This is a genomic window from Streptomyces sp. NPDC048002, assembly GCF_040653275.1.
Classification (GTDB): domain Bacteria; phylum Actinomycetota; class Actinomycetes; order Streptomycetales; family Streptomycetaceae; genus Streptomyces.
Genome location: NZ_JBEZNL010000056.1, coordinates 16,365 through 39,078 on the forward strand (window position 1 = coordinate 16,365; position 22,714 = coordinate 39,078).

At 72.5% G+C, this 22,714-nt stretch carries 19 protein-coding genes and 1 riboswitch; of the genes, 10 read left to right on the top strand and 9 right to left on the bottom strand.

Annotated features, from left to right (window positions below):
• Positions 1-157: 157 nt before the first annotated feature.
• From AB0E07_RS37180 to AB0E07_RS37190, 3 genes are all read left to right on the top strand, one after another.
• Positions 158-1,168: a LacI family DNA-binding transcriptional regulator gene (locus AB0E07_RS37180; RefSeq protein ID WP_362262077.1), complete on the top strand. Its 1,011-nt coding sequence runs from the start codon at positions 158-160 to the stop codon at positions 1,166-1,168.
• A gap of 155 nt (positions 1,169-1,323) precedes the next feature.
• On the top strand, positions 1,324-1,770 hold the full coding sequence (locus AB0E07_RS37185; protein WP_362262080.1) for a hypothetical protein: 447 nt from the start codon (positions 1,324-1,326) through the stop codon (positions 1,768-1,770).
• Positions 1,771-1,804: 34 nt separating this feature from the next.
• Positions 1,805-2,371: a hypothetical protein gene (locus AB0E07_RS37190; protein WP_362262083.1), complete on the top strand. Its 567-nt coding sequence runs from the start codon at positions 1,805-1,807 to the stop codon at positions 2,369-2,371.
• A 55-nt stretch (positions 2,372-2,426) separates the two neighbouring features.
• Here the strand turns inward: AB0E07_RS37190 and AB0E07_RS37195 are convergent, their stop codons facing one another.
• The 3 genes from AB0E07_RS37195 to AB0E07_RS37205 all read right to left on the bottom strand — a co-directional run bounded on the left by AB0E07_RS37195 (position 2,427) and on the right by AB0E07_RS37205 (position 4,547).
• Entirely contained in the window at positions 2,427-2,837 is a 411-nt protein-coding gene (locus AB0E07_RS37195) for a hypothetical protein (protein ID WP_362262086.1), read from the bottom strand.
• Positions 2,838-3,007: 170 nt separating this feature from the next.
• Positions 3,008-3,847 (bottom strand): endonuclease/exonuclease/phosphatase family protein, encoded by an 840-nt coding sequence (locus tag AB0E07_RS37200; RefSeq protein WP_362262089.1) that lies wholly within the window; start codon positions 3,845-3,847, stop codon positions 3,008-3,010.
• Positions 3,848-3,965: 118 nt separating this feature from the next.
• Entirely contained in the window at positions 3,966-4,547 is a 582-nt protein-coding gene (locus AB0E07_RS37205; RefSeq protein WP_362262092.1) for a dihydrofolate reductase family protein, read from the bottom strand.
• Positions 4,548-4,878: 331 nt separating this feature from the next.
• Here AB0E07_RS37205 and AB0E07_RS37210 point away from each other — a divergent pair, with 331 nt between their 5' ends.
• Positions 4,879-7,851: a carbohydrate binding domain-containing protein gene (locus tag AB0E07_RS37210; RefSeq protein ID WP_362262095.1), complete on the top strand. Its 2,973-nt coding sequence runs from the start codon at positions 4,879-4,881 to the stop codon at positions 7,849-7,851.
• Positions 7,852-7,933: 82 nt separating this feature from the next.
• Here AB0E07_RS37210 and AB0E07_RS37215 read toward each other — a convergent pair whose 3' ends face one another.
• A complete protein-coding gene (locus tag AB0E07_RS37215) occupies positions 7,934-9,538 on the bottom strand; it encodes an MFS transporter (RefSeq protein WP_362262097.1) in 1,605 nt (534 codons plus the stop codon).
• 55 nt (positions 9,539-9,593) lie between these two features.
• Here AB0E07_RS37215 and AB0E07_RS37220 point away from each other — a divergent pair, with 55 nt between their 5' ends.
• Positions 9,594-10,340, top strand: a complete 747-nt coding sequence (locus AB0E07_RS37220; protein WP_362262099.1) for a TetR/AcrR family transcriptional regulator — start codon at positions 9,594-9,596, stop codon at positions 10,338-10,340.
• 11 nt (positions 10,341-10,351) lie between these two features.
• A complete protein-coding gene (locus AB0E07_RS37225) occupies positions 10,352-11,164 on the top strand; it encodes a DUF2993 domain-containing protein (protein WP_362262102.1) in 813 nt (270 codons plus the stop codon).
• A 20-nt stretch (positions 11,165-11,184) separates the two neighbouring features.
• Here the strand turns inward: AB0E07_RS37225 and AB0E07_RS37230 are convergent, their stop codons facing one another.
• From AB0E07_RS37230 to cobN, 3 genes are all read right to left on the bottom strand, one after another.
• On the bottom strand, positions 11,185-11,820 hold the full coding sequence (locus tag AB0E07_RS37230; protein WP_362262105.1) for a TetR family transcriptional regulator: 636 nt from the start codon (positions 11,818-11,820) through the stop codon (positions 11,185-11,187).
• A gap of 155 nt (positions 11,821-11,975) precedes the next feature.
• Positions 11,976-12,617, bottom strand: coding sequence for a superoxide dismutase (locus AB0E07_RS37235; RefSeq protein ID WP_362262107.1), 642 nt, complete (start codon positions 12,615-12,617; stop codon positions 11,976-11,978).
• Between the two features lie 192 nt (positions 12,618-12,809).
• Positions 12,810-16,436: a cobaltochelatase subunit CobN gene (gene cobN, locus AB0E07_RS37240; protein ID WP_362262110.1), complete on the bottom strand. Its 3,627-nt coding sequence runs from the start codon at positions 16,434-16,436 to the stop codon at positions 12,810-12,812.
• Between the two features lie 53 nt (positions 16,437-16,489).
• Positions 16,490-16,566, bottom strand: a riboswitch (cobalamin riboswitch).
• A 102-nt stretch (positions 16,567-16,668) separates the two neighbouring features.
• On the opposite strand from cobN, the gene cobG reads away from it, so the two are divergent.
• The 3 genes from cobG (at position 16,669) to AB0E07_RS37255 (ending at position 20,243) form a co-directional block, all read left to right on the top strand.
• Entirely contained in the window at positions 16,669-18,006 is a 1,338-nt protein-coding gene (gene cobG, locus AB0E07_RS37245; protein WP_362262112.1) for a precorrin-3B synthase, read from the top strand.
• A 99-nt stretch (positions 18,007-18,105) separates the two neighbouring features.
• Complete coding sequence (locus tag AB0E07_RS37250; protein WP_362262114.1) at positions 18,106-18,738, top strand: precorrin-8X methylmutase; 633 nt, start codon at positions 18,106-18,108, stop codon at positions 18,736-18,738.
• Positions 18,735-20,243, top strand: coding sequence for a precorrin-2 C(20)-methyltransferase (locus AB0E07_RS37255; protein ID WP_362262117.1), 1,509 nt, complete (start codon positions 18,735-18,737; stop codon positions 20,241-20,243). Before AB0E07_RS37250 ends, AB0E07_RS37255 begins: the two co-directional genes overlap by 4 nt.
• Before the next feature lie 215 nt (positions 20,244-20,458).
• On the opposite strand, the gene AB0E07_RS37260 is transcribed toward AB0E07_RS37255, so the two are convergent.
• Complete coding sequence (locus AB0E07_RS37260; protein WP_362262119.1) at positions 20,459-21,226, bottom strand: cobalt-precorrin-6A reductase; 768 nt, start codon at positions 21,224-21,226, stop codon at positions 20,459-20,461.
• 18 nt (positions 21,227-21,244) lie between these two features.
• On the opposite strand from AB0E07_RS37260, the gene AB0E07_RS37265 reads away from it, so the two are divergent.
• Positions 21,245-22,363 (top strand): cobalt-precorrin-5B (C(1))-methyltransferase, encoded by a 1,119-nt coding sequence (locus AB0E07_RS37265; RefSeq protein WP_362262121.1) that lies wholly within the window; start codon positions 21,245-21,247, stop codon positions 22,361-22,363.
• A 13-nt stretch (positions 22,364-22,376) separates the two neighbouring features.
• Here the strand turns inward: AB0E07_RS37265 and AB0E07_RS37270 are convergent, their stop codons facing one another.
• Positions 22,377-22,709, bottom strand: coding sequence for a glyoxalase superfamily protein (locus tag AB0E07_RS37270; RefSeq protein WP_362262124.1), 333 nt, complete (start codon positions 22,707-22,709; stop codon positions 22,377-22,379).
• Positions 22,710-22,714 lie beyond the last annotated feature (5 nt).

The following is a 22,714-nucleotide window of genomic DNA, read 5'->3' on the forward strand; positions in this document are numbered from 1 at the left end:
CGACATCACCTTTTGCAGTCCATCGCGGAGACGGGATGGACTGCACAGGGCTGTGGTGCGCTCGGTCCGCCCCGCGACGGCCGGGCGGACCGAGCGGAAACAGCCGTCTGACGACGCAAGGCAAGCGGCTTGCAGGATTTGCGCTAGTCTTGCGCGCATGACGCGACGACTTGCTCAGGTGGCGAAGAAGGTGGGGGTCAGCGAGGCCACGGTCAGCCGGGTCCTCAATGGCAAGCCCGGGGTCTCCGAGGCCACGCGCCAGTCGGTGCTGACGGCACTGGACGTCCTCGGATACGAGCGGCCCACGCAGCTGCGCGGTGAGCGGGCGCGTCTGGTGGGTCTGGTCCTGCCCGAGCTGCAGAATCCGATCTTTCCCGCGTTCGCGGAGGTGATCGGGGGCGCGCTGGCGCAGCTGGGACTGACACCGGTGCTGTGCACGCAGACCAAGGGCGGTGTGTCGGAGGCCGACTACGTGGAACTGCTGCTCCAGCAGCAGGTGTCCGGGGTGGTGTTCGCCGGCGGTCTGTTCGCGCAGGCCGACGCCTCCCACGAGCACTACCACCAGCTCCAGGAGCGCAAGATCCCCGTGGTGCTCGTGAACGCGCCGACCGAGGGCCTGGACTTCCCCACCGTCTCCTGCGACGACATGGTCGCCATCGAGCAGGCCTGGCGGCACCTGGTCTCCCTGGGCCACGAGCGGATCGGGCTGGTCCTGGGCCCCGGGGACCACGTGCCCTCCCGCCGCAAGCTGGCCGCCGCGCAGCGGGCGGCGGCCGTCGCGGGCCGTGAGCTGGCCGACGAGTTCGTCGAGCGAACCTTGTTCTCCCTGGAGGGCGGACAGGCCGCCACCTCGCGTCTGCTGGAGCGCGGTGTGACCGGCATCGTGTGCGCCAGCGACCCCCTCGCGCTCGGCGCGGTGCGGGCGGTGCGCCGCCGGGGGCTGACGGTACCGGGCGACGTGTCGGTGGTCGGCTTCGACGACTCCGCGTTCATGACCTGCACCGAGCCCCCGCTCACCACCGTGCGCCAGCCCATCGAGGCGATGGGCCGGGCCGCCGTGGACCTGCTCGTCGCGCAGATCCAGGGCAGCGAGGTCCCCATGGGCGAACTGCTCTACGAACCGGAACTCGTCGTCCGCGGATCCACCGCGCAGGTCAGCGCCGCCTGAGCCCCGCCGCCCCGGCCCACTTCCCCGGGGCCCCCGGGGCGGCGACGAACATTCGTACGACATCGGCTCGTACGGGCGGAACCGATTCCTCGGGCCCCGTGTCCTCCTTCGCGGGAGGTGGTTCCACGCCGGGACCGCCGGTGAAGGGGGCTGCCATGGGGCAGATACGCGAGGGGGCACGGTTAGGGGCGTACGCCGTCGCCGGGATCATCGGCCTGGCCGCGCTGTACGTGGTCGGGGTGTTCGCCTTCGGCGGGGCGGGGTGGATCACCGCGCCGTTCCGCGGTGAGGCGGACCAGCGCGAGAACACCGTCGCCTCGGGCGAGTTCCGCCAGACGACGTACGAGGAGTTCTTCGACCTCTGCGCCGCCGCGCAGAACGCGGAGGGGACCATCGAGGCGCTCCGCGAGGAGCGGGAGAACGCCTCGGAGACCCGCAAGGCACACATCGATCAGTCGATCACCGCGCTGAGGTCCACGCGGATCGAGTCGGTCAACACCTACAACTCGAAGGCCGCCCAGGAGCACCGCACCGCCTTCCGGGACAAGGATCTGCCGTACCGGCTTGACCTCGACGCCGAGCGCACCACGTGCACCGACTGATCCCCGACGCACCCGGAGAAGAGGGCAGCACCGCATGAAGAACTTCGCACGCCCGGCACAGGCCACCGTCCTCGCGCCCGTCGTGGGCCTCGCCCTGACGTCCTGCACCGACGACTCCAGCCAGGACAAGGAGAACGCGGCCAAGCAGGAGAACTACGACCATCTCGTGGCGCGACAGCCGGCGGGCCGCATGGAGTACTCGCCGACCCGCGAGGCGATCAACCAGTGGGTGAAGACCTGGGGCAAGCGGGGCAAGCTGTCGTACGTCTACATCCAGAACGCCAAGGGCGAGTACGGGTACTTCATCATGAAGGGCCTGCCGGTGCCGCGCTGCAAGATGCTCACGCCGACCGAACGCGTGGAGTCCTCCTCCGACGGCATAGCGGTCCTCGCGCAGCCCGGCATGGACGGCACGTACACGTCGGGCTCCACGTGCAACGCCTATTACGGCTTCGACGCCACGACGAACGCGTACATGGAGTTCACGGTCGGCACGAACCAGTCGTTCTTCCTGTTCGACAAGCCCATGTCGATGCCGGAGTACGCCGACGCCCGGCAGTTGGGGCCGTCCTCGGTGAAGGACGTCGAGAAGCGGCAGTGAGCGGCCGTCGCGGCGAGGGCCGGCCCGAAACGGGCCGGCCCTCCCCCGCGCCCGGTCACGCGGCGTCCAGGGCACCGGTGATCCGGCGGGTCATGTCGGCCAGGACGGCACCGGGCCCGCCCTTGCGGACCTGCGCCGCCGTCTCGACGGCGACCAGGACGATGCGGCGGAAGTCGTCCGCCTCGGCCGGGCGCCGCTCCTTGAGCAGGCCCATCGCCGCGGTCAGCGCGGGCAGGACCCGGTCCGCGAGGTCCGCCACGGACCGTCCGCCGAGGTCCTTGACGGCGGAGCGCTCGGCGAGCACGTGCCCGACCGGGCCGACCGCGGTGGCCAGGGCGACGGAGCCGTGCGCGGCCGCCTTGTGGGGCGAGCCGGTGGTGGCGGCGGCGATCAGGGCCACGGCGCCGTAGGCGGCGGTGCGCAGGGTGCTCTTGTCCTGGTCGGTGAGGGTGAGGGTGACGGTCATGGCTGGTGCTCCCTGTGGGTCAGTGGCGCCCCCGGTGCGGGGCCGCTCCGCTCTGCTGATGACACAGAGCTTGCGCGGACCCGCTTTCACCATGGCCGCAGCCCGGTTTCAGGCCCTCCTCGGCCCGCGCCCGGCGCTGAAACCCCCTGGTCGGGGTGGCGGATCCGGGGTCAGGCGGGCGGGGCCAGATCCGCGTAGACGATGTCGTGGTCCGAGACTTCGGTGGGGCGCACCTTCTGGGTGAGCGGGGCGATGTCCCGCAGGAAGATGTAGTCGAACTTGCTCTGCCAGTCGGTCGTGGTGGAGCAGCCCGCGCCGGGCGAGGGATGACAGTCCGGGTCGGCGTCCACCGCGAGTTCCCACATCGGGGCGAGTTCGGGAGCGTCGGGCACGGCGTTGAAGTCACCGATCACGACGGCCCGCTCGTACCGGGCGACGGCGGTGGCGAGCACCCGGGTCTGGCCCGCCCGGATCGGTTCCTGCCGCCGCTCGGCGAGGTGGGTGTTGAAGACCCGGACGGTCCGCCCGGCGACCTCGGTGGTGACCGCCATGTACCCGCGGTCCTCGGAACCGCCCTCGGGGTACTCCACGTTGACGTGGTCCGTCATGGGCGCTGCCGAGAGGACGGCCTGGCCGTAACCTCCCGGGTTCCACGGCACTCCCCCGCAGCGGCCCCAGTTCCGCAGAACGGCGCCGTACTCGACGTGGTAGACCAGCCCGTGCAGGTTCTCCAGGTACTCCCGGATCCGCTCCACGTCACTGACGCAGGCCTCCTGCACACCGATGACCTGCGGCGCGTACTCGGCGATCTCGGCGGCCCGGTCGACGTTGCTCTCCTCGCAGGGGTTGCAGAGGTTCCAGGTCATGACCCGGTTCGCCACGACGTCCTCGGCGGCGCGGGCGGGCAGCGCCCCGGAGACCAGGGAGCCGATGGCGGTGCTCGGGCCGACGAGCGCCAGGCAGGCCACGATCACGGCGCCCGCCAGCAGCCGGGTGTCCCTACCGAGCATCGCCGTCCCCTCGCCGTGGACACCCGCGGCGTGCGGTGTCCGCTGTCACGAGGCTATGCCACGACCCTGTCGGATCCCTGTCTTCCGGCCTCCCGCCGGTCTGTTCGCCGGGGCCGGGTCAGCTCGCGCGGTGCACCCGGAAGCGCAGGTGGGTGACGTGCGGCGAGGCGAGGAGCCGGGTCCGCTCCAGTTCGATGCCGTCCGTGCCCAGATGCTCGAACAGCCGGCGCCCGTCGCCCAGGAGCACCGGTGCGAGCTGGAGGTTGATCTCGTCGAGGAGCCCCGCGCCGAGTGCCTGCTGGGCCACGTCGGCGCCCATCAGCGCGATGTCCTTGCCGTCCGCCACGGCTTCCGCCCGCCGGAGGGCGTCCTCCAGGCCGTCGGTGGCGAAGGTGAAGGTTCCGCTCCTCATCTCTTGCGGCGTCCGCGCGCGGTGCGTGAGCACGAAGCAGGGCAGCGGGAAGGGGGTGTCCTGCCAGACCCCGACGCCGACGTCGTAGGTCCTGCGGCCCAGGACGACCGCGCCGGTGGCGGCGGCGACCTCCTCCCCCACGGCGGAGTCGACCTCGTCGGCCGGGCTCTTGAGGATCCAGTCGTGCAGGCGCAGCCCGCCTCGGCCCATGGGGTGCTCGACGCCGACGTCGGGACCCGCCATGAATCCGTCGAGGGACATGGTGACGTGCAGGACGACCTTGCTCATGGGACGTGTGCCTTTCCGCGTGTCCGTGATCGGGCGTTCGCGGTGTAGGACCGCGCGACGGCGCCGAACTCATCGCCCGGCCGGGCCCGTCCGGATTCCGGGCCCTGAGTCGTCACCATACGGACGAGTCAACTCCGTTCTCAGGAAAGGGATGTGCGTTCTCTTTACGCGGCGCTCACACGCGGGTAACTTCCAGCGACGAAATCGCTTGCTGCAAGTTTCCGAATCCTCTTGCGGCGGTGGGCGCGGCCTCCCCAGGGCCCGTGCCCGCCGTCGCGAGTGCGCCCACGGCCGTGCTCCGGCGAGCACGGTCCGCTCATGAGGGAGTCCCATGGAACGCAGTCCCGCCCGGCGGCTCAGACGGCCGCTCACGGCGCTGGTGATAGCCGGCTCGTTGCTCAGCCTGCTCCAAGCCGTCCCGAGGGAAGCCGAGTTGGCGGCGGAACCGGTCGCGCAGACGGCGACCACGGCAACGGTCTTCTACTACACGAAGACCAGGAACTGGTCCCAGTACAACCTGCACTACGCCCCGGACGGCGGCTCCTGGACGACCGTCCCGGGTGTGGCCATGGAGGCCGCCTGTACGGACTGGGTCAAGAAGACCGTGGACCTGGGCTCCGCGAGCGGCCTCCAGGCCACCTTCAACAACGGCAGCGGCACCTGGGACAACAACGGCGGCGCCAACTACGCGCTCGGCACCGGGAACATCACCGTCAAGGACGGCGTGATCGCCCACTCCGACCCCTGCGCGGACACCGGGACCCCGGCCGACAACACGGCCACCGTCTACTACTCGACCGAGTCCCTCGGCTGGTCGACCGCGAACATCCACTACAAGCCCACGGGCGGAAGCTGGACGACCGTCCCCGGCATCGGCATGCAGGCGGCGTGCGCCGGATGGTGGAAGCAGACCGTCGCCCTCGGCTCGGCCACGTCCCTGACCGCCGCGTTCAACAACGGCAACGGGACCTGGGACAACAACAACGGCGCCGACTACGCCATCCCCGCGGGCACCAGCACGGTGAGGAACCGCACCGTCGTCGGGGATGCCGCCGACCCCTGCGCGGCCGAGGAACCGGACACCGAGGCACCCACCGCCCCCACCGAGGTGAGCGCGAGCGCCGAAGGCGTCTCGGTCGTCCTGACCTGGGAGCCCTCGACCGACGACAAGGGCGTCACGAAGTACCAGGTCACCCGCTCCGGCGGGGCGGGCACGACGGTCACGGACGTCGGTTCGACCGTGTGGACCGACACGGGCCTGGAGGAGCGGACCGAGTACACCTACACCGTCCGGGCCGTGGACGCGGCCGGCAACGTCTCCGCCGCCTCCCCCGCCGTCAAGGTGACCACGGGGGAGAAGCCCGACGCCCCGGCGGCCGGCACCCCGCTGGGCACCGACCCGCGCAAGGACCCCATCTACTTCGTGCTGACCGCCCGCTTCCACGACGGCGACAGCTCCAACAACCGCGGCGGCAGCCAGCACACCAAATCGGGCAACGCGGCCAACAACGACCCCATGTTCCGCGGTGACTTCAAGGGTCTGGTGCAGAAGCTCGACTACATCAAGTCCCTCGGCTTCTCGGCCGTGTGGATCACCCCGGTCGTGCTCAACCGCTCCGACTACGACTACCACGGCTACCACGGCTACGACTTCTACAAGGTCGACCCGCGCCTTGAGTCGGCGGGCGCCACCTACCAGGACCTGATCAACGCCGCGCATGCCAAGGGCATGAAGATCTACCAGGACGTCGTCTACAACCACTCCTCCCGCTGGGGCGCCAAGGGCCTGTACACGCCGACCGTGTACGGCGTCCGCGACACCCAGTGGAGCTGGTACTACGACGAGAAGAACGAGGGCTTCGAGTACGACGGGCTGACCGTCGAGACCAAGAGCGGCAAGTCGTACTACAACGGCGACCTGTGGTCGACCGCCGAGCCGACCGGCAACACCTGTCTCAACTGGGGCAAGCCGACCGGCGGCAAGAGCGCCGAGGGGTACACCCTCTACAACTGCCAGTGGCCGAGCCCCACTTCGGGGATGTTCCCGAAGGCGCTGTACCACCAGTGCTGGATCGGCAACTGGGAGGGCGAGGACTCCCGTTCGTGCTGGCTGCACGAGGACCTCGCCGACTTCAACACCGAGAACGCGACCGTGCAGAACTACCTGATCGGCGCCTACGACAAGTACATCGACATGGGCGTCGACGGCTTCCGCGTCGACACGGCCGTACACATCCCGCGCACCACCTGGAACCGCCGTTTCCTCCCCGCCATCCAGGAGCGGGTCACCCAGCGGTTCGGCGCGGAGGCGGCGAAGAACTTCTTCGTCTTCGGTGAGGTCGCGGCCTTCGTCAACGACAAGTGGAACCGCGGCTCGGTCAACCACTCGGCGCAGTTCTTCACCTGGAAGGAGCGCAAGGAGTACGACGCCGACGACGCCAAGGCGGCGCTGGAGATGTACGACTACGAGCAGCAGCAGGGCACCGGCAACCAGCCCACCTCCACCAACGCCTTCCTCCAGGGCAACAGCTACCACACCCCGGACCACTCGCAGTTCTCCGGTATGCACGTCATCGACATGCGGATGCACATGAACTTCGGTGACGCGCACAACGCGTTCTCCAACGGCAAGGACTCCGACGACAGTTACAACGACGCCACGTACAACGTCGTCTACGTCGACAGCCACGACTACGGGCCCAACAAGTCGAGCGAGCGCTACACCGGCGGCACCGACGCCTGGGCCGAGAACATGTCCCTGATGTGGACGTTCCGCGGCATCCCGACGCTGTACTACGGCTCCGAGGTCGAGTTCCAGGCGGGCAAGAAGATCGACTGCGGGCCCAGTTGCCCGCTGGCCACCACCGGTCGCGCCTACTTCGGCGACCAGATCGCGGGCGAGGTCGAGGCGGCCGGCTTCTCGGAGGTGAGGTCCGCCAGCGGGGCGGTCGCGACCACTTTGGAGAAGCCGCTGGTCAAGCATGTGCAGCGGCTGAACCAGATCCGGCGGGCGATCCCGGCGCTCCAGATGGGCCAGTACTCCACCGAGGGGGTCTCGGGCGGCATGGCCTTCAAGCGCCGGTACACCAGCGGCTCGACGGACAGCTTCGCGCTGGTCGCCGTCACCGACGGAGCCACCTTCACGGGCGTCCCCAACGGCCGTTACGTGGACGCGGTCACCGGTGACGTCCGGGAGGTCACCGGCGGCACCCTGACCGTATCCGCGCCCGGCAAGGGCAATCTGCGGGTGTACGTGCTGGGCGGCACCGGCCGGATCGGCACCGCGGGCCCCTACCTGAAGTAGGCCGGAAAACGGCGGCGGGTCCCGAGTGGTCGTTCCCTCGGGACCCGCCGCCGCACTGTTCGCACTCCACCTCCCCCACCGCTCACACGGTGTCGAGGGTCTCCTCGGCCTGCTCGGCCTGCTCGGACCCGGGCGCGCCGGAGCGCTTGCGTCCGGGCAGCACCGCGAGGACGATCATCGTCCCGGCGGCCATGATGATCCCGCCGAAGAGGCTGGTCACGGCGACACCGTGGGCGAAGGACTCGTGCACCGCGTCGAGCACGGCCTGGGACTGCTGGGCGCCGCCCTCGGGGTTCCTGGCGACCTCCCGGGCCACGGCGATGCCGCCGCCCACCGAGTCCTTGGCCACCTCCAGCGCCTCGTGCGGCAGGCCCGCGCCGACCAGGTCGGTGAGCCTGTCCCGGTAGGCGGTGCCCAGCAGGGAGCCGAGGACCGCGATGCCGAGGGCGCCGCCCAGCTCCAGCGAGGTGTCGTTGGCGCCGCCGCCGACGCCCAGCTCCGACTCGGGGAAGGAGCCCATGATGGTGTCGGTGGCCGGGGACACGCTCAGCCCGATCGCGAGGCCCAGCATCATCAGCGGGGCCAGGAAGTCGGTGTACGTGGAGCCCGTGTCGATCAGCGTGAGCAGGAAGACGGCGGCGGTGCCGATGAGCATGCCGGTGACGACCATGACCTTCACGCCCAGCTTCGGGGTGAGCCGCCCGGTCGCCGCCGCGCCCACGAAGACGGCGCCGGCCAGCGGCAGCAGCCGGACCCCGGTCTCCAGCGCGTCGTGTCCGAGGACGAACTGGAGGTACTGGGTGGCGTAGTAGAGCGCGCCGAAGGTGCCGAAGAAGAAGAACAGCACGGCGAGCATCGAGCCGCTGAACGGCCGCTGGGTGAACCTGCGGACGTCCAGCATGGGGTGCGGATGCCGCAGCTCCCAGACGACGAAGGCGAGCAGACCGGCCCCGGCGACCACGGCCGCGGTGACCGGACCGGCGCCCCAGCCGAAGTGCGGGCCCTCGATGGCCGCGTAGACCAGTGAGCCGACCGAGACGATGGAGAGCAGGCCGCCCACGTAGTCGATGCGGCCCATGCCCTCGGCCTTCGACGGGGGTACGAGCATCAGGGCCCCGACGACGGCGACCACGGCGATGGGCACGTTGATCAGGAACGTGGACCCCCAGGCGTGGTCCTCCAGCAGGTACCCGGCGAGCAGCGGTCCGGCCGCGATGGCCAGTCCGGAGGTGGCGGTCCAGGCGGTGATGGCCTTGGCCCGCTCCGCCCTGGGGAAGATCGCGACGAGCAGGGAGAGCGTGGCCGGCATGACGACCGCCGCGCCCACGCCCATGATCGCGCGGGCGGTGATGACCAGTGAGGTCTCCTCGACCAGGCTGCCCATGACCGAGCCGCCCGCGAAGATCACCAGGCCCGCGACCAGGGCGCCCCGGCGGCTGTACTTGTCGCCGATCGCGCCGAGCACCAGCATCAGCGCCGCGTAGGGGACGGTGTAGCCGTCGATGACCCACTGGAGGTCGCTGCTGGACAGCCCCAGGTCCGCGGTCATGTCCGGGGCGGCCACGATCAGGGAGGTGTTCGCCATGACGACGATCAGCAGGCTCAGACAGAGCACGATCAGCGCCCACCAGCGGCGGGCGTAGGGCCCTGCCGTCCGGTCGGCGGGGGCGGTGGCGAGGAAGGGCATCGGAGCTCCCGGGAACGGTTAATTGCACATCCATGAGCAGACTAGTTTATTGCCCATGGGTGTGCAAATATCGAGCCGAGCCCGCTCGCCGCCCGACCCGGAGGTCATCGATGTGACGAAGGAACCCGAGACGGCCGAGACCACCGGCCGGCCCGTTCGCGATGTCGCGCGCCGCCACCGCTCCCCGGCCGCGCCCCGCCGCCGCTCACCCGCCGCCACCCGGGCCCGGATCCTGGAGGCGGCACGGCGTGAACTGGGGCGCGACCCCGACAGCAGCCTCGCAGCCATCGCCGCCGCGGCCGGGGTGTCCCGCCGGACCGTCTACGTCCACTTCGCCGGCCGTGCCGCGCTCGTCGAAGGCCTCGCCGACGAGGCCGGAACGGCGATCCGGCAGGCGGTCGCGGTCAGCGGCGGGCCCGGACCGGACCCGGTGTCCGCGCTGGCCCGGTTCGTCCGGACGCTGTGGGCGGTCGGCGACCGCTACCGCGTGCTCATCGGCCTCGCCCACCAGGACCTCGGCGCGGGGCGCGTGGCCCAACTGCTCGCGCCCGCCCGCTCCACCGCGGCCCTGATCCTCGCCGACGGACAGCGGCTGGGCGTCTTCCACTCCAGCGTGCCGCCGGGCCCGCTCAGCAGCGCGCTGGAGGCGCACCTGCTGGCCCTGCTCGAAAGCGTCCACCGCGGTGTCTGGGCCGACGACGGCACGGCCTCGGCGCAAGCCGCCCTGATCGCCGCGGGCGTGGACCACCGCACGGCCGCAGCCGTGGTGCTGCGCCTGCGCCGCACCCCGACCCCGCCCTGAAGGAGCCCGCCATGCACCACTCCCCGTACGCCTACGACGAGTACGGCGACGACACCCTGTACGAGGCCCACGAGCCCGAACGGCCGCGCCGGCCGCGGCGGCCCCTCGTCGTCGCGGCTGCCGCCGTGCTCGCTCTCACCCTGCTGCCCGTGGCCCTCGACCGGTTCCTGGCGTCGCGGGCGGAGGCACGCACGGCCCAGGCCTTCCAGGAGGGCATGGGCACGGAGCTGCCGCCCGAGGTGCACATCCGCGGCTTCCCCGTCGTGACCCAACTGGTCTCCGGCACCCTGCGCCAGGTGGACATCACCGCGCACGACATACCCGCGCACGGCGCGGACCGTCCGCTGCCGGTGTCCGAACTCGAACTGCGGCTGCGCGATCTGCGCCGGTCCGACGACGGCGGCGAGGCCCGCGCCCGCGGCGCCGAGGCGACCGCCCGCCTGTCGTACCCGGACGTCTCGAACGCGCTCGGCGTGGAGATCTCTCAGGGCGGCAGCCCCGGCGAGGTCGCCGCCCTGATCGTCCTGCCCTTCGCCGACCAGGTCACCGTGACGACGACGGTCTCGGCCCTGTCCGGCAACCGCATCGCCTTCCGGGACTTCCGCGTCACCGGCGGCGCGCTGCCCGGGATCGGGCGGAAGCTCCTCGACAAGGTCTTCGAACAGCCCGTCCAGCTGCGGAACATCCCTCGCGGACTGACCCTGCGCTCGGTCACGACGACGCCCGAGGGGCTCACCGCCCGCTTCTCGGGCAGCTCGGTGACCTTCACCCCCGAGGCCGAACAGGGCGGTACGGCCAGGGAGTCCGCGCCGCGGAACACCTGAGCCGGGCCGCCGCCGTCCGCTCAGTCGTCGCCGAGGACGGGCACGTCGATGTCGTCGACCACGGCCGACGCCTGCTTCTCCGGCACCCCGGCCGCGATGAGCGAGGCGACGGCCGCCCGGCTTCCGTCGTCCTCCAGCGCGCCGGTGTTGACCTCCTCCAGCAGGGCGAAGGTCATCCCCTCCAGCGCGGCGCTCAGCACGGCGGGCGGCAGATGGGTGTGGAAGACGCCGTCCCGCTGGCCCCGCTCCAGGATGGCCGTGACCGCGTCACGGGCCGGGCTGAGGATCTCGGACACCCGCTCCGGACCCAGGTCGTGCCGGGCCAGCGCCAGCAGCAGCCGGTAGCGGTCGCCCACCGGCCAGATCGACCGTACGAAGTACGCGAGGGCGCGCTCGGCCGGCTCCTCGGGCCGCACTCCGGTCGCGACCGCGCCGAGCAGCGTCTGCGACGCCTCCTCGGCCAGCGCCTCCAGCAGCGCGGCCCGGCCGGGGAAGTGCCCGAACAGGGTGCGCCGTACGACTCCGGAGGCGCGCGCCAGCTCCTCCAGGGTGATGTCGGGGTTCCGGCCCAGCTCCCGGCGGGCCGTGGCGAGGATGCGCGCACGGTTCGAGCGGGAGTTGCGTCGCTGCGGCTCGCGGGCGACGGGCTTGGTCACGGAGTACCTCGTGGGATCACGGCGAAGACGCTGAACGGAGCCCACCCATTCTGGCACGCGCCCGGATCCGCGCTCCGGGACCGGCGGGCGCACGACGGGAGGGCCCCCGCGAGTGATGTGCTCGTGGGGGCCCTCCGCGTGCTGGTGCTACGCCGTCACGGCGCGAGGAGCAGGCTGTCGCCGCGCTCCTTGGCGGCGGCGTAGCGCCTGGCCACGTCCTGCCAGTTGACGACCTGCCACATCGCCTCGATGAAGTCGACCTTCTGGTTCTTGTACTGAAGGTAGAAGGCGTGCTCCCAGGCGTCGAAGACCAGGATCGGGGTGGAACCCTGGCCGACGTTGCCCTGGTGGTCGTAGATCTGCTCGACGATGAGCCGGCCGCTGAGCGGCTCGTAGGCGAGCACGCCCCAGCCCGAGCCCTGGGTGGTGGCCGAGGCCTTGGTCAGCTGGGACTTGAAGGCGGCGAAGGAGCCGAAGGACTCGGTGAGGGCGTCCGCGAGGTCGCCGACACCGTCCGCGGCCAGCGGCTCACCGCCGCCGTCGCCGGTCATGTTGTGCCAGTAGATGCTGTGCAGGATGTGGCCGGAGAGGTGGAAGGCCAGGTTCTTCTCCAGCCCGTTGATCGAGCCCCACGTCTCCTTGTCCCGCGCCTCGGCGAGCTGCTCCAGCGTGTCGTTGGCCCCCTTCACGTACGCCGCGTGGTGCTTGTCGTGGTGCAGCTCGATGATCTCGGGGCTGATCACGGGAGCCAGCGCGGCGTAGTCGTAGGGAAGTTCCGGGAGCGTGTAAAGCGCCATGTCCAACGTCCTCCGACGTTATTGCGAATGATGTGCAACTGCACGCTAACAGTATGAGCGACAGCTTCTCGATCAGGCATTGGACCTAGGACCACTGCCGTGTCGCACGAGGACCGCTGGAGGAGGCTCCGGACATGCCGAAGGGCCCGGCGCACTCGGCGCACGGGCCCTTCGTGAGGGGGTGAGGAACCGTCAGTCCTCGCCCTCCAGATCTCCCTCGGTCTCCAGGTAGACCTGGCGCAGCGCGTCCAGGACCGCCGGGTCGGGCTTCTCCCACATGCCGCGGGACTCCGCCTCCAGCAGCCGCTCGGCGATGCCGTGCAGGGCCCAGGGGTTGGCCTCCTGGAGGAACTCCCGGTTGACCGGGTCCAGCACGTAGGTCTCGGTGAGCTTGTCGTACATCCAGTCGGCGATGACCCCGGTGGTGGCGTCGTAGCCGAACAAGTAGTCCACGGTCGCGGCGAGTTCGAAGGCGCCCTTGTAGCCGTGGCGGCGCATCGCCTCGATCCACTTCGGGTTGACCACCCGGGCCCGGAAGACCCGGGAGGTCTCCTCGACCAGGGTGCGGGTGCGCACCGTCTCGGGCCGCGTGGAGTCGCCGATGTACGCCTCGGGGGCGGTGCCGCGCAGGGCGCGGACGGTGGCCACCATGCCGCCGTGGTACTGGAAGTAGTCGTCGGAGTCGGCGATGTCGTGCTCGCGGGTGTCCGTGTTCTTCGCGGCCACCTCGATGCGCTTGTACGCCGTCTCCATCTCCTCGCGGGCCGGGCGGCCGTCGAGTTCACGCCCGTAGGCGTAGCCGCCCCAGACGGTGTACACCTCGGCGAGGTCCGCGTCGGTGCGCCAGTCGCGGGAGTCGATGAGCTGGAGGAGGCCGGCCCCGTAGGTGCCGGGACGGGAGCCGAAGATGCGGGTGGTGGCGCGGCGTTCGTCACCGTGCTCGGCGAGGTCGGCCTGGACATGGGCCCGTACCCGGTTGAGTTCCGCCGGTTCGTCGAGCGAGGCGGCGAGCCGCACGGCGTCGTCGAGCAGGGCGACGGTGTGCGGGAACGCGTCGCGGAAGAAGCCCGAGATACGCAGGGTGACGTCGACGCGGGGGCGGCCCAACTCCTCCTGCGGGACGGGCTCCAGGCCCGTCACACGGCGGGAGGCGTCGTCCCAGACGGGGCGGACGCCGAGCAGGGCGAGGGCCTCGGCCACGTCGTCGCCCGCCGTGCGCATGGCGCTGGTGCCCCACAGGGACAGGCCGACGGACGTGGGCCAGTCGCCGTTGTCCGTGCGGTAGCGCTCCAGCAGGGAGTCGGCGAGGGCCTGCCCGGTCTCCCAGGCGAGGCGGGAGGGGACGGCCTTGGGATCGACGGAGTAGAAGTTGCGGCCCGTCGGAAGGACGTTGACCAGGCCGCGCAGCGGGGAGCCCGAGGGGCCGGCCGGGACGAAGCCGCCGTTGAGGGCGTGCACGACATGGTGGAGTTCGAGGGTGGTCGCGGCCAGCCGCGGGACGACCTCGCGGGCGGCGAACTCCAGGATGGCGGTGACCTGTTCGCCGTGCGAGTCCGGCGCGGAGTCGGGGTCCCAGCCGAGTTCCTCCATCCGCTCGACCAGGGCGCGGGCCTCGTCCTCGGCCTCGTCGGCGGTGGTGCGGGTCGCGGCGGACTCGTCGAGGCCGAGCGCCTCGCGCAGGCCGGGCAGGGCGGTGGTGCCGCCCCAGATCTGGCGGGCCCGGAGGATCGCGAGGACCAGGTTGACGCGGTCCGCGCCGCCCGGCGGGGTGCCGAGGACATGCAGACCGTCACGGATCTGGGCGTCCTTGACCTCGCACAGCCAGCCGTCGACGTGCAGCAGGAAGTCGTCGAAGCCGTCGTCCTCGGGGCGGTCGTCGAGGCCGAGGTCGTGGTCGAGCTTCGCAGCCTGGATGAGGGTCCAGATCTGGGCCCTGATCGCCGGGAGCTTGGCGGGGTCCATGGAGGAGATCTGGGCGTACTCGTCGAGGAGTTGCTCCAGGCGCGCGATGTCGCCGTAGGAGTCGGCGCGGGCCATCGGCGGGACCAGGTGGTCGACGAGGGTGGCGTGGACCCGGCGCTTGGCCTGGGTGCCCTCGCCGGGGTCGTTGACCAGGAAGGGGTAGATCAGCGGGAGGTCGCCGAGGGCGGCGTCGGGGCCGCAGGCGGCGGACAGGCCCGCGTTCTTGCCGGGCAGCCACTCCAGGTTGCCGTGCTTGCCGAGGTGGATCATCGCGTCGGCGCCGAAGCCGCCGTCGTCGGCGCGGGCGGCGATCCAGCGGTACGCGGCCAGGTAGTGGTGGGAGGGCGGCAGGTCGGGGTCGTGGTAGATGGCGATGGGGTTCTCGCCGAAACCGCGCGGGGGCTGGATGAGGATCAGCAGGTTCCCGAAGCGCAGCGCCGCGAGGACGATGTCGCCCTCCGGGTTGCGGCTGCGGTCGAGGAACATCTCGCCGGGCGCCGGACCCCAGTGCCGCTCCACCGCGGTGCGCAGCTCCTCGGGCAGCTCGTCGTACCAGCGGCGGTAGTCGGCGGCCGGGATGCGGACCGGGTTGCGGGCGAGCTGCTCCTCGGTGAGCCAGTCCTGGTCGTGGCCGCCCGCCTCGATCAGCGCGCGGATCAGCTCGTCGCCGTCCCCGGAGGCGAGGCCGGGGATGTCGGCGCCGCCGAAGTCGTAGCCCTCGTCGCGCAGCCGGCGCAGCAGGGCGACCGCGCTGGCGGGGGTGTCCAGGCCGACCGCGTTGCCGATGCGGGAGTGCTTGGTGGGGTAGGCGGACAGGACGAGCGCGACCCGCTTGTCGGCGTTGGCGATGTGCCGAAGTCGCGCGTGGCGTACGGCGATTCCGGCGACGCGGGCGGCGCGCTCGGGGTCGGCGACATAGGCGGGGAGGCCGTCTGGGTCGATCTCCTTGAAGGAGAACGGGACGGTGATGAGCCGGCCGTCGAACTCCGGGACGGCGATCTGGCTGGCCGCGTCGAGCGGGGAGACGCCCTCGTCGTTCTCCTCCCAGTCGGCGCGTGAGCCGGTGAGGCACAGGGCCTGGAGGATCGGCACGTCCAGGCCGGTGAGCGCGCCCGCGTCCCAGGATTCGTCGTCCCCGCCCGCGGAGGCCTCGGCCGGCTTGGTGCCGCCCGCCGCGAGGACGGTGGTCACGATCGCGTCGGCGGCCCGGAGTTCCTCGATCAGCTCGGGCTCGGGGCTGCGCAGGGAGGCCACGTACAGAGGCAGCGGCCGGGCGCCCGCGTCCTCGATCGCGTCGCACAGGGTGCCGACGAAGGCGGTGTTGCCGCTCATGTGGTGGGCGCGGTAGTAGAGCACGGCGATGGTCGGGCCGTCCGCGTCGGCGCGGGCCGCGCGCTCCAGCGGGCCCCAGCCGGGAGCCGCCGCGGGTGCCTCGAAGCCGTGCCCGGTGAGCAGGACGGTGTCGGAGAGGAAGCGGGCCAGCTGCTCCAGGTTGGCGGGGCCGCCGTGCGCGAGGTAGGCGTGGGCCTCGGCGGCGATCCCGACCGGGACGGTGGAGGCGGCCATGAGCTGGGCGTCCGGGGCCTGTTCGCCGGTGAGGACGACGACCGGGCGGCCGTCGGCGAGGAGCAGGTCGATCCCCTCCTGCCAGGCGCGCAGGCCGCCGAGGAGGCGTACGACGGTCAGGTCGACGCCGTCGAGGAGTCCGGGCAGGTCGTCGAGGGCCAGCCGGGCCGGGTTGGCGAAGCGGTACTCGACCGGACCGGCCGCCGCACGGGCGCTGAGCAGGTCGGTGTCGGACGTCGACAGCAGGAGGATGCGGGAGTGCTCGGGGGTGGCCCCGGATGAACGCGGCATGCGGCGTCTGCCTTCCTCGGGGTGTCCGCGCCCCGGGCGGTGTCGGACGGCGGGAGTTCCTGACTCGCCCGGACCGTGGGGGCCGGGCTCACAGTGGCGGGACCGCGCCGGAGTCTCACCGGGCTTCCTCCCCTGTCGCCGTCATGGCGATGGCGGACCGGGATGATCCACCGCTGGTCATAGTAAGGGGCACCACATCCGGGGCGGGAGTACACCCCAGGTGGGGGTAGGTATGCTCGCCGCCATGCCGGCTTCCCACAACTCATCGCCCCAGGCCACCGTGGTCGCACGGGGCTCCGGGGACGCCTGCCCGGGGACCTTGCGGCTGCACGCCGCGGACGACGGGGCCCTGGCCCGGATACGGATCCCCGGCGGGGTCCTGAGCGTTCCGCAGGCCGGGGCGCTGGCGGACGTGGCGCAGCGGCTGGGCGACGGGGATCTGCATCTGACCTCCCGCGGGAACGTGCAGGTGCGGGGCCTGGAGGACGGCTGCGGTGGGGAGTTGGCGGCGGCGCTGGACGCGGCCGGACTGCTGCCCTCGCCCCCGCACGAACGGGTCCGCAACATCGTGGCCTCGCCCCTGTCCGGGCTCGACGGACGGGGCCGGACCGACGTACGGCCCTGGCTGACGGCCCTCGACGCGGGGCTGTGCGCGAGCGCCGCGACGCCGTCCCTTTCCGGCCGTTTTCTGTTCGCGTTGGACGACGGGCGCGGTGATGTCGCGGCGCTCGGCGCGGACGTGACCGTGCGGGCGACGGGCGACGGGGGCGCGGAACTCGCCCTGGGGGCGCACCCGGAGGCGCTCCGGGTATCCGAGGAGGACGCGCCCCGAGCCGCGTTGACGGCCGCCGAGACGTTCCTGAAGGCCGCTTCGGCGAACGAGGGGCGCGTCTGGCGGGTCACCGAACTCCCTTTGAACGGAGCGGAGTTCCTCGAACTGGTCGCTGCCGCACTGACGGTGGGCGGCCTGCCTCACGAGCGCGTGGACAGGGCCCCCGCGTCCACCCCGGGGCCGCCGCCGGGAGTGATCGGCGACTCTCTGTCCGTGCACGTTCCCCTGGGCCGTCTCTCGGCCGCCCAGTGGCGTGGACTGGCCGCTCTGGCCGCTCTGGCCGCCGGCGAACTGCGGCTGACTCCGTGGCGCGGTGTGGTACTTCCCACATCGGCGCCGCCCCCGGACCCGGTCCTGGACGGTGTCGCCGCCGACGGCCTCGTCGTCGACCCCGGCTCGCCCTGGCCGCGGGTCGGCGCGTGCATCGGCAGCCCGGGGTGCGCCAAGTCGCGGGCGGACGTGAGGGCCGACGCGGCCGCGGCCCTGGCCGCGACCGGTCCGCGCGGCCTGCCGCTGTACTGGTCCGGCTGCGAACGCCGCTGCGGGCATCCGCCGGGCGACCGGATCGATCTGGTCGCCGTCCCCGAGGGCGGATACCGGGTGTCGACCGCGGTGGCCGAAGCGGAGCCCCGCACCACCACCATGGCCGGACCGACCGCCCCAGGGCCGGGCGTCGCGGGGCAGCCGGGAAACCTGGAACAGGCCCTGGCCGCCGCCCTGGCGGCGATCGCCCCCTGAGCCGCACGACCGCGTGCCCCCGCGGGGTACGCACCACCCTCAAGAGCCGGACGGGCCCGTGCAAAGCCCGCCTTACGACCGAAAGCAGCGAGAGAGCCCGTGACCACGTACGCATATGAGAAGGACGGCGCGGCGATCTACCGGCAGTCCTTCGCCACCATCCGCGCGGAGGCGGACCTGGCGGGCCTGCCGGCCGACGTCAGCCAGGTCGCGGTCCGGATGATCCACGCCTGCGGGATGGTCGACCTCGTCGAGGACCTCGCCCACTCGCCCGCCGTCGTGTCCCGCGCCCGTGCGGCGCTGCGCGCCGGGGCACCCATCCTCACCGATGTGCAGATGGTCGCGAGCGGGGTGACCCGCAAGCGGCTGCCCGCCGACAACGAGGTGCTGTGCACGCTCTCCGACCCGGCCGTCCCGGCCCTCGCCGCGCGGCTCGGCACCACGCGCAGCGCGGCCGCGCTGGAGCTGTGGCGGGACCGGCTGGAGGGCGCGGTGGTCGCCGTCGGCAACGCGCCCACCGCCCTGTTCCAGCTGCTGGAGATGGTCGAGGCGGGCGCGCCCCGGCCCGCCGCCGTCATAGGCGTGCCGGTCGGCTTCATCGGTGCCGCCGAGTCCAAGGAGGCCCTGGCGGCGAACGAGTCCGGTCTGGAGTACCTGGTGGTGCGCGGACGCCGGGGTGGCAGTGCCATCGCCGCCGCCGCGCTCAACGCGATCGCGAGTGAGGAAGAGTGAGCGGCGAGCAGACGGCGGCCGGGCGGCTGTACGGAGTCGGGCTCGGCCCCGGCGACCCGTCCCTGATGACCGTACGGGCGGTCGAGGTGATCGCCGCGGCGGATGTGATCGCGTACCACAGCGCGCGGCACGGCCGGTCGATCGCCCGGTCGATCGCCGCCCGCCACCTCCGCGCCGACCACATCGAGGAGCGGCTGGTCTATCCCGTCACCACGGAGACCACCGACCACCCCGGCGGCTACAAGGGCGCCATGGAGGACTTCTACGCCGAGGCGTCGGCGCGGCTCGCCGCACACCTCGACGCCGGGCGCACGGTCGCGGTCCTCGCCGAGGGCGACCCGCTCTTCTACGGCTCCTACATGCACATGCACAAGCGGCTCGCCGACCGGTACGAGACGGAGGTCGTGCCCGGTGTCACCTCGGTGTCCGCGGCCGCGGCCCGCCTGGGCACCCCGCTCGTCGAGGGCGAGGAGGTGCTGACCATCCTGCCGGGCACGCTGCCGGAGGAGGAGCTGGCGGCCCGGCTGGCCTCGACGGACACGGCCGTGGTGATGAAGCTGGGCCGGACGTTCACCAAGGTGCGCGGCGCGCTGGAGAGTTCGGGCCGGCTGGCCGAGGCGCGGTACGTCGAGCGGGCCACCATGGAAGGCGAACGGGTCGGGGAGCTGGCGGAGGTGGACCCGGCGTCGGTGCCGTACTTCTCGGTCGCCGTGCTGCCCAGCCGGGTGGACGCCGAGCGGCCCGAGGCCCGGGAGCGGGGCGAGGTCGTGGTGGTGGGCACCGGTCCGGCCGGTCCGCTGTGGCTGACGCCGCAGACCCGGGGCGCCCTCGCGGACGCCGACGACCTGGTCGGCTACACCACGTACCTGGACCGGGTGCCGGTACGCGCGGGCCAGGCGCGGCACGGCAGTGACAACCGGGTCGAGGCCGAGCGTGCCGAGTTCGCGCTCCAGCTGGCCCGGCGGGGCCGCCGGGTCGCCGTGGTCTCGGGTGGTGACCCCGGGGTCTTCGCGATGGCGACCGCGGTGCTGGAGGCCGCCTCGCAGAAGGAGTACACGGACGTCCCGGTACGGGTGCTGCCCGGGGTGACCGCGGCGAACGCGGCGGCGGCCCGCGCCGGTGCCCCGCTCGGGCACGACTACGCCACCATCTCCCTGTCGGACCGGCTCAAGCCCTGGGAGGTCATCGCGGAACGGCTGCGCGCCGCGGCCGCCGCCGACCTGGTGCTGGCGCTGTACAACCCCGGTTCCCGCAGCCGTACCTGGCAGGTGGGGCAGGCCCGTGACCTGCTGCTGGAGCACCGGGCGGCCGACACTCCCGTGGTGGTCGCGCGGGACGTGGGCGGCCCGGACGAGAGCGTGCGGATCGTGGAGCTGGGCGAGCTGGATCCGGCGGAGGTGGACATGCGCACGATCCTGCTGATCGGCTCCTCGCAGACGCGGGCCGTGCAGCGGGGGGACGGCACGCGGATCGTCTGGACCCCGCGCCGGTATCCGGAGGCGTGAGCGCGGGGAGCGGCGGCGCCTGTGCGCAGCCGCTCCCCGGTCCACCGCGCCCGGTGACCGGGGCGGTCCCCCGCTTCCCCCTCCAAGGCCGACCGGGCCGCACCCCTGCTCCACCGCCCAAGTCCGACCGGGCCGCACTCCCGCCCCACCACCCAAGGCCGACCGGACCGCTCCCCCGCCTCACCACCCAAGGCCGACCGGACCGCTCTCCCGCTTCACAGTCCGTGGGCGTCCGGGCCGCCGCTCCCCCGGAGTCCCCGGACCCAGCGGGCGGCCTCCTCGGGGCCGTCCGCGACGGTCACCCCCTCCGGCACCGGCGGACGGCGCACCACGACCACGGGCACCCCGGCCTCCCGGGCGGCCGTGAGTTTCGGTGCCGTGGCCGCTCCGCCGCTGTCCTTCGTCACGACGACGTCGACCCGGTGGCGGCGCAACAGCTCCCGCTCCCCGTCGAGGTCGAAGGGCCCCCGGTCGAGCAGCACCTCCATCCGGGCCGGGTGCGGGGCCTCGGGCGGGTCGACGGACCGCACCAGGAACCACAGCTCGTCCAGCCCGGCGAAGGCGGCCAGGCCCATCCGCCCGGTGGTGAGGAACACCCGCCCGCCCAGGGCGGGCAGCAGCGCGGCGGCCTCCTCCAGGGAGGCGGCCTCGTGCCAGTCGTCGCCCGGTACGGGGACCCAGCCGGGACGGCGCAGCGCGAGCAGGGGAACATGGGCGGTGGCGGCGGCCAGCGCCGCGTTGAAACTGATCGTTCCGGCGAAGGGATGGGTGGCGTCGATGAGCGCGTCCACCCGGTGCTCGGCGAGCCACGCGGCCAGGCCCTCCGCACCGCCGAAGCCGCCGATCCTGACCTCGCCCGGAGGGAGCCGGGGGCTGGTGACGCGCCCGGCGAGGGAACTCGTCAGGGTGAGGCCCGGCGTCCCGTGGAGCAGTTCGGCAAGTCGGCGGGATTCCGTGGTCCCGCCGAGAATCAGTACATGCATGGAAGTCCAGGTCCGTTCATGAGCAACGAAGTCAAGGGCGGCCGAAGGGCCCAGCTGGAGCACACCGGGCTGCGGCCGGGGTGGACCACCGGCGCCTGCGCCACGGCCGCCACGACGGCGGCGTACACGGCGCTGCTGACCGGGGAGTTCCCCGACCCGGTGACGATCACCCTGCCCAGGGGGCACACCCCGGCGTTCGCCCTGGCGGTGGAGGACCTGGGCGACGGGTTCGCGACGGCGGGCGTCGTGAAGGACGCGGGCGACGACCCGGACGTCACGCACGGGGCGCTGATCCGGGCCACGGTGCGGCCGCTGGCCGCGGGGGCGGGCGTGGTGTTCCGGGCCGGGCCGGGCGTCGGGACGATCACCCGTCCCGGTCTGCCGCTGCCCGTCGGCGAACCGGCGGTGAATCCCGTGCCGCGGCAGATGATGCGCGACCACGTGGCCGAGGTGGCGGCCCGGCACGGCGGCACCGGCGACGTGGAGATCACCGTCTCCGTGGACCACGGCGAGGAGATCGCCCGCTCCACCTGGAACCCCCGTCTGGGCATCCTCGGCGGGCTGTCGATCCTCGGCACGACCGGGATCGTGGTGCCGTACTCCTGCTCGGCGTGGATCGACTCGATCCGGCGGGGCGTGGACGTGGCGCGGGCGGCGGGCCGCACGCATGTCGCCGGGTGCACCGGGTCGACGTCGGAGAAGACGGTCGTCGCCGAGTACGGGCTGCCCGAGGACGCCCTGCTGGACATGGGTGACTTCGCGGGCGCGGTGCTCAAGTACGTCCGCCGCCATCCGGTGGACCGGCTGACCGTGTGCGGCGGCTTCGCGAAGCTGTCGAAGCTCGCCGCCGGCCACCTCGACCTGCACTCCGCCCGCTCCCAGGTCGACAAGGGCTTCCTCGCCGGCCTCGCCCGGCGCGGGGGCGCGGACGAGACGCTGGCGGGCGCGGTGGCCGAGGCCAACACCGGTCTCGCCGCGCTCCAGTTGTGCCTGGCCGCCGGGGTGCCGCTCGGCGACCTGGTCGCCACGGCCGCCCGCGACGAGGCGCTGTCCGTGCTGCGCGGGGCGCCGGTCGCCGTCGACGTGATCTGCATCGACCGGGCCGGGACGGTGGTGGGGCGCAGCACGGTGGCGTGAGCGCGGCTACCGCTCACGCGTCGGCCGCGCCCACGCGCAGCCGGTTGCCGTCGGGGTCCCGCAGCTCCAGTTCGCGGCCCCAGGGCGCCTCCTCGGGCACCACGCCGAACTCCGCGGCGACGGCGTCGAGGTCGGCGAGCCGCAGGTACACGAGGGTGTCCGGCCGTGCGTCCCCCTCGTGCTCCGAGAGGAACAGCCGGACCCGTCCGCGCGTCACCTCGGTGAAGACGGGCAGTCCCGGCTCGAACCGATGTTCCCAGCCCTGGGTGAAGCCCAGCCGCGCGTACCAGGCGACCGCGACGGCGGCGTCCCGGACCCGCAGGATCGGGATGACTTCCTCGTCCATCGTCG

Bases quoted from the DNA above. Each gene is read 5' to 3' on its own strand.
- AB0E07_RS37185 (WP_362262080.1), top strand. From the start codon at position 1,324: ATGGGGCAGATACGCGAGGGGGCACGGTTAGGGGCGTACGCCGTCGCC.
- AB0E07_RS37190 (WP_362262083.1), top strand. From the start codon at position 1,805: ATGAAGAACTTCGCACGCCCGGCACAGGCCACCGTCCTCGCGCCCGTC.
- AB0E07_RS37235 (WP_362262107.1), bottom strand. From the start codon at position 12,617: ATGGCGCTTTACACGCTCCCGGAACTTCCCTACGACTACGCCGCGCTG.
- AB0E07_RS37265 (WP_362262121.1), top strand. From the start codon at position 21,245: ATGAGCAACGAAGTCAAGGGCGGCCGAAGGGCCCAGCTGGAGCACACC.
- AB0E07_RS37270 (WP_362262124.1), bottom strand. From the start codon at position 22,709: ATGGACGAGGAAGTCATCCCGATCCTGCGGGTCCGGGACGCCGCCGTC.
- AB0E07_RS37225 (WP_362262102.1), top strand. From the start codon at position 10,352: ATGCACCACTCCCCGTACGCCTACGACGAGTACGGCGACGACACCCTG.
- AB0E07_RS37180 (WP_362262077.1), top strand. From the start codon at position 158: ATGACGCGACGACTTGCTCAGGTGGCGAAGAAGGTGGGGGTCAGCGAG.
- AB0E07_RS37260 (WP_362262119.1), bottom strand. From the start codon at position 21,226: ATGCATGTACTGATTCTCGGCGGGACCACGGAATCCCGCCGACTTGCC.
- AB0E07_RS37210 (WP_362262095.1), top strand. From the start codon at position 4,879: ATGGAACGCAGTCCCGCCCGGCGGCTCAGACGGCCGCTCACGGCGCTG.
- cobN (WP_362262110.1), bottom strand. From the start codon at position 16,436: ATGCCGCGTTCATCCGGGGCCACCCCCGAGCACTCCCGCATCCTCCTG.
- AB0E07_RS37215 (WP_362262097.1), bottom strand. From the start codon at position 9,538: ATGCCCTTCCTCGCCACCGCCCCCGCCGACCGGACGGCAGGGCCCTAC.
- AB0E07_RS37205 (WP_362262092.1), bottom strand. From the start codon at position 4,547: ATGAGCAAGGTCGTCCTGCACGTCACCATGTCCCTCGACGGATTCATG.
- AB0E07_RS37220 (WP_362262099.1), top strand. From the start codon at position 9,594: ATGGGTGTGCAAATATCGAGCCGAGCCCGCTCGCCGCCCGACCCGGAG.
- AB0E07_RS37200 (WP_362262089.1), bottom strand. From the start codon at position 3,847: ATGCTCGGTAGGGACACCCGGCTGCTGGCGGGCGCCGTGATCGTGGCC.
- AB0E07_RS37195 (WP_362262086.1), bottom strand. From the start codon at position 2,837: ATGACCGTCACCCTCACCCTCACCGACCAGGACAAGAGCACCCTGCGC.
- cobG (WP_362262112.1), top strand. From the start codon at position 16,669: ATGCTCGCCGCCATGCCGGCTTCCCACAACTCATCGCCCCAGGCCACC.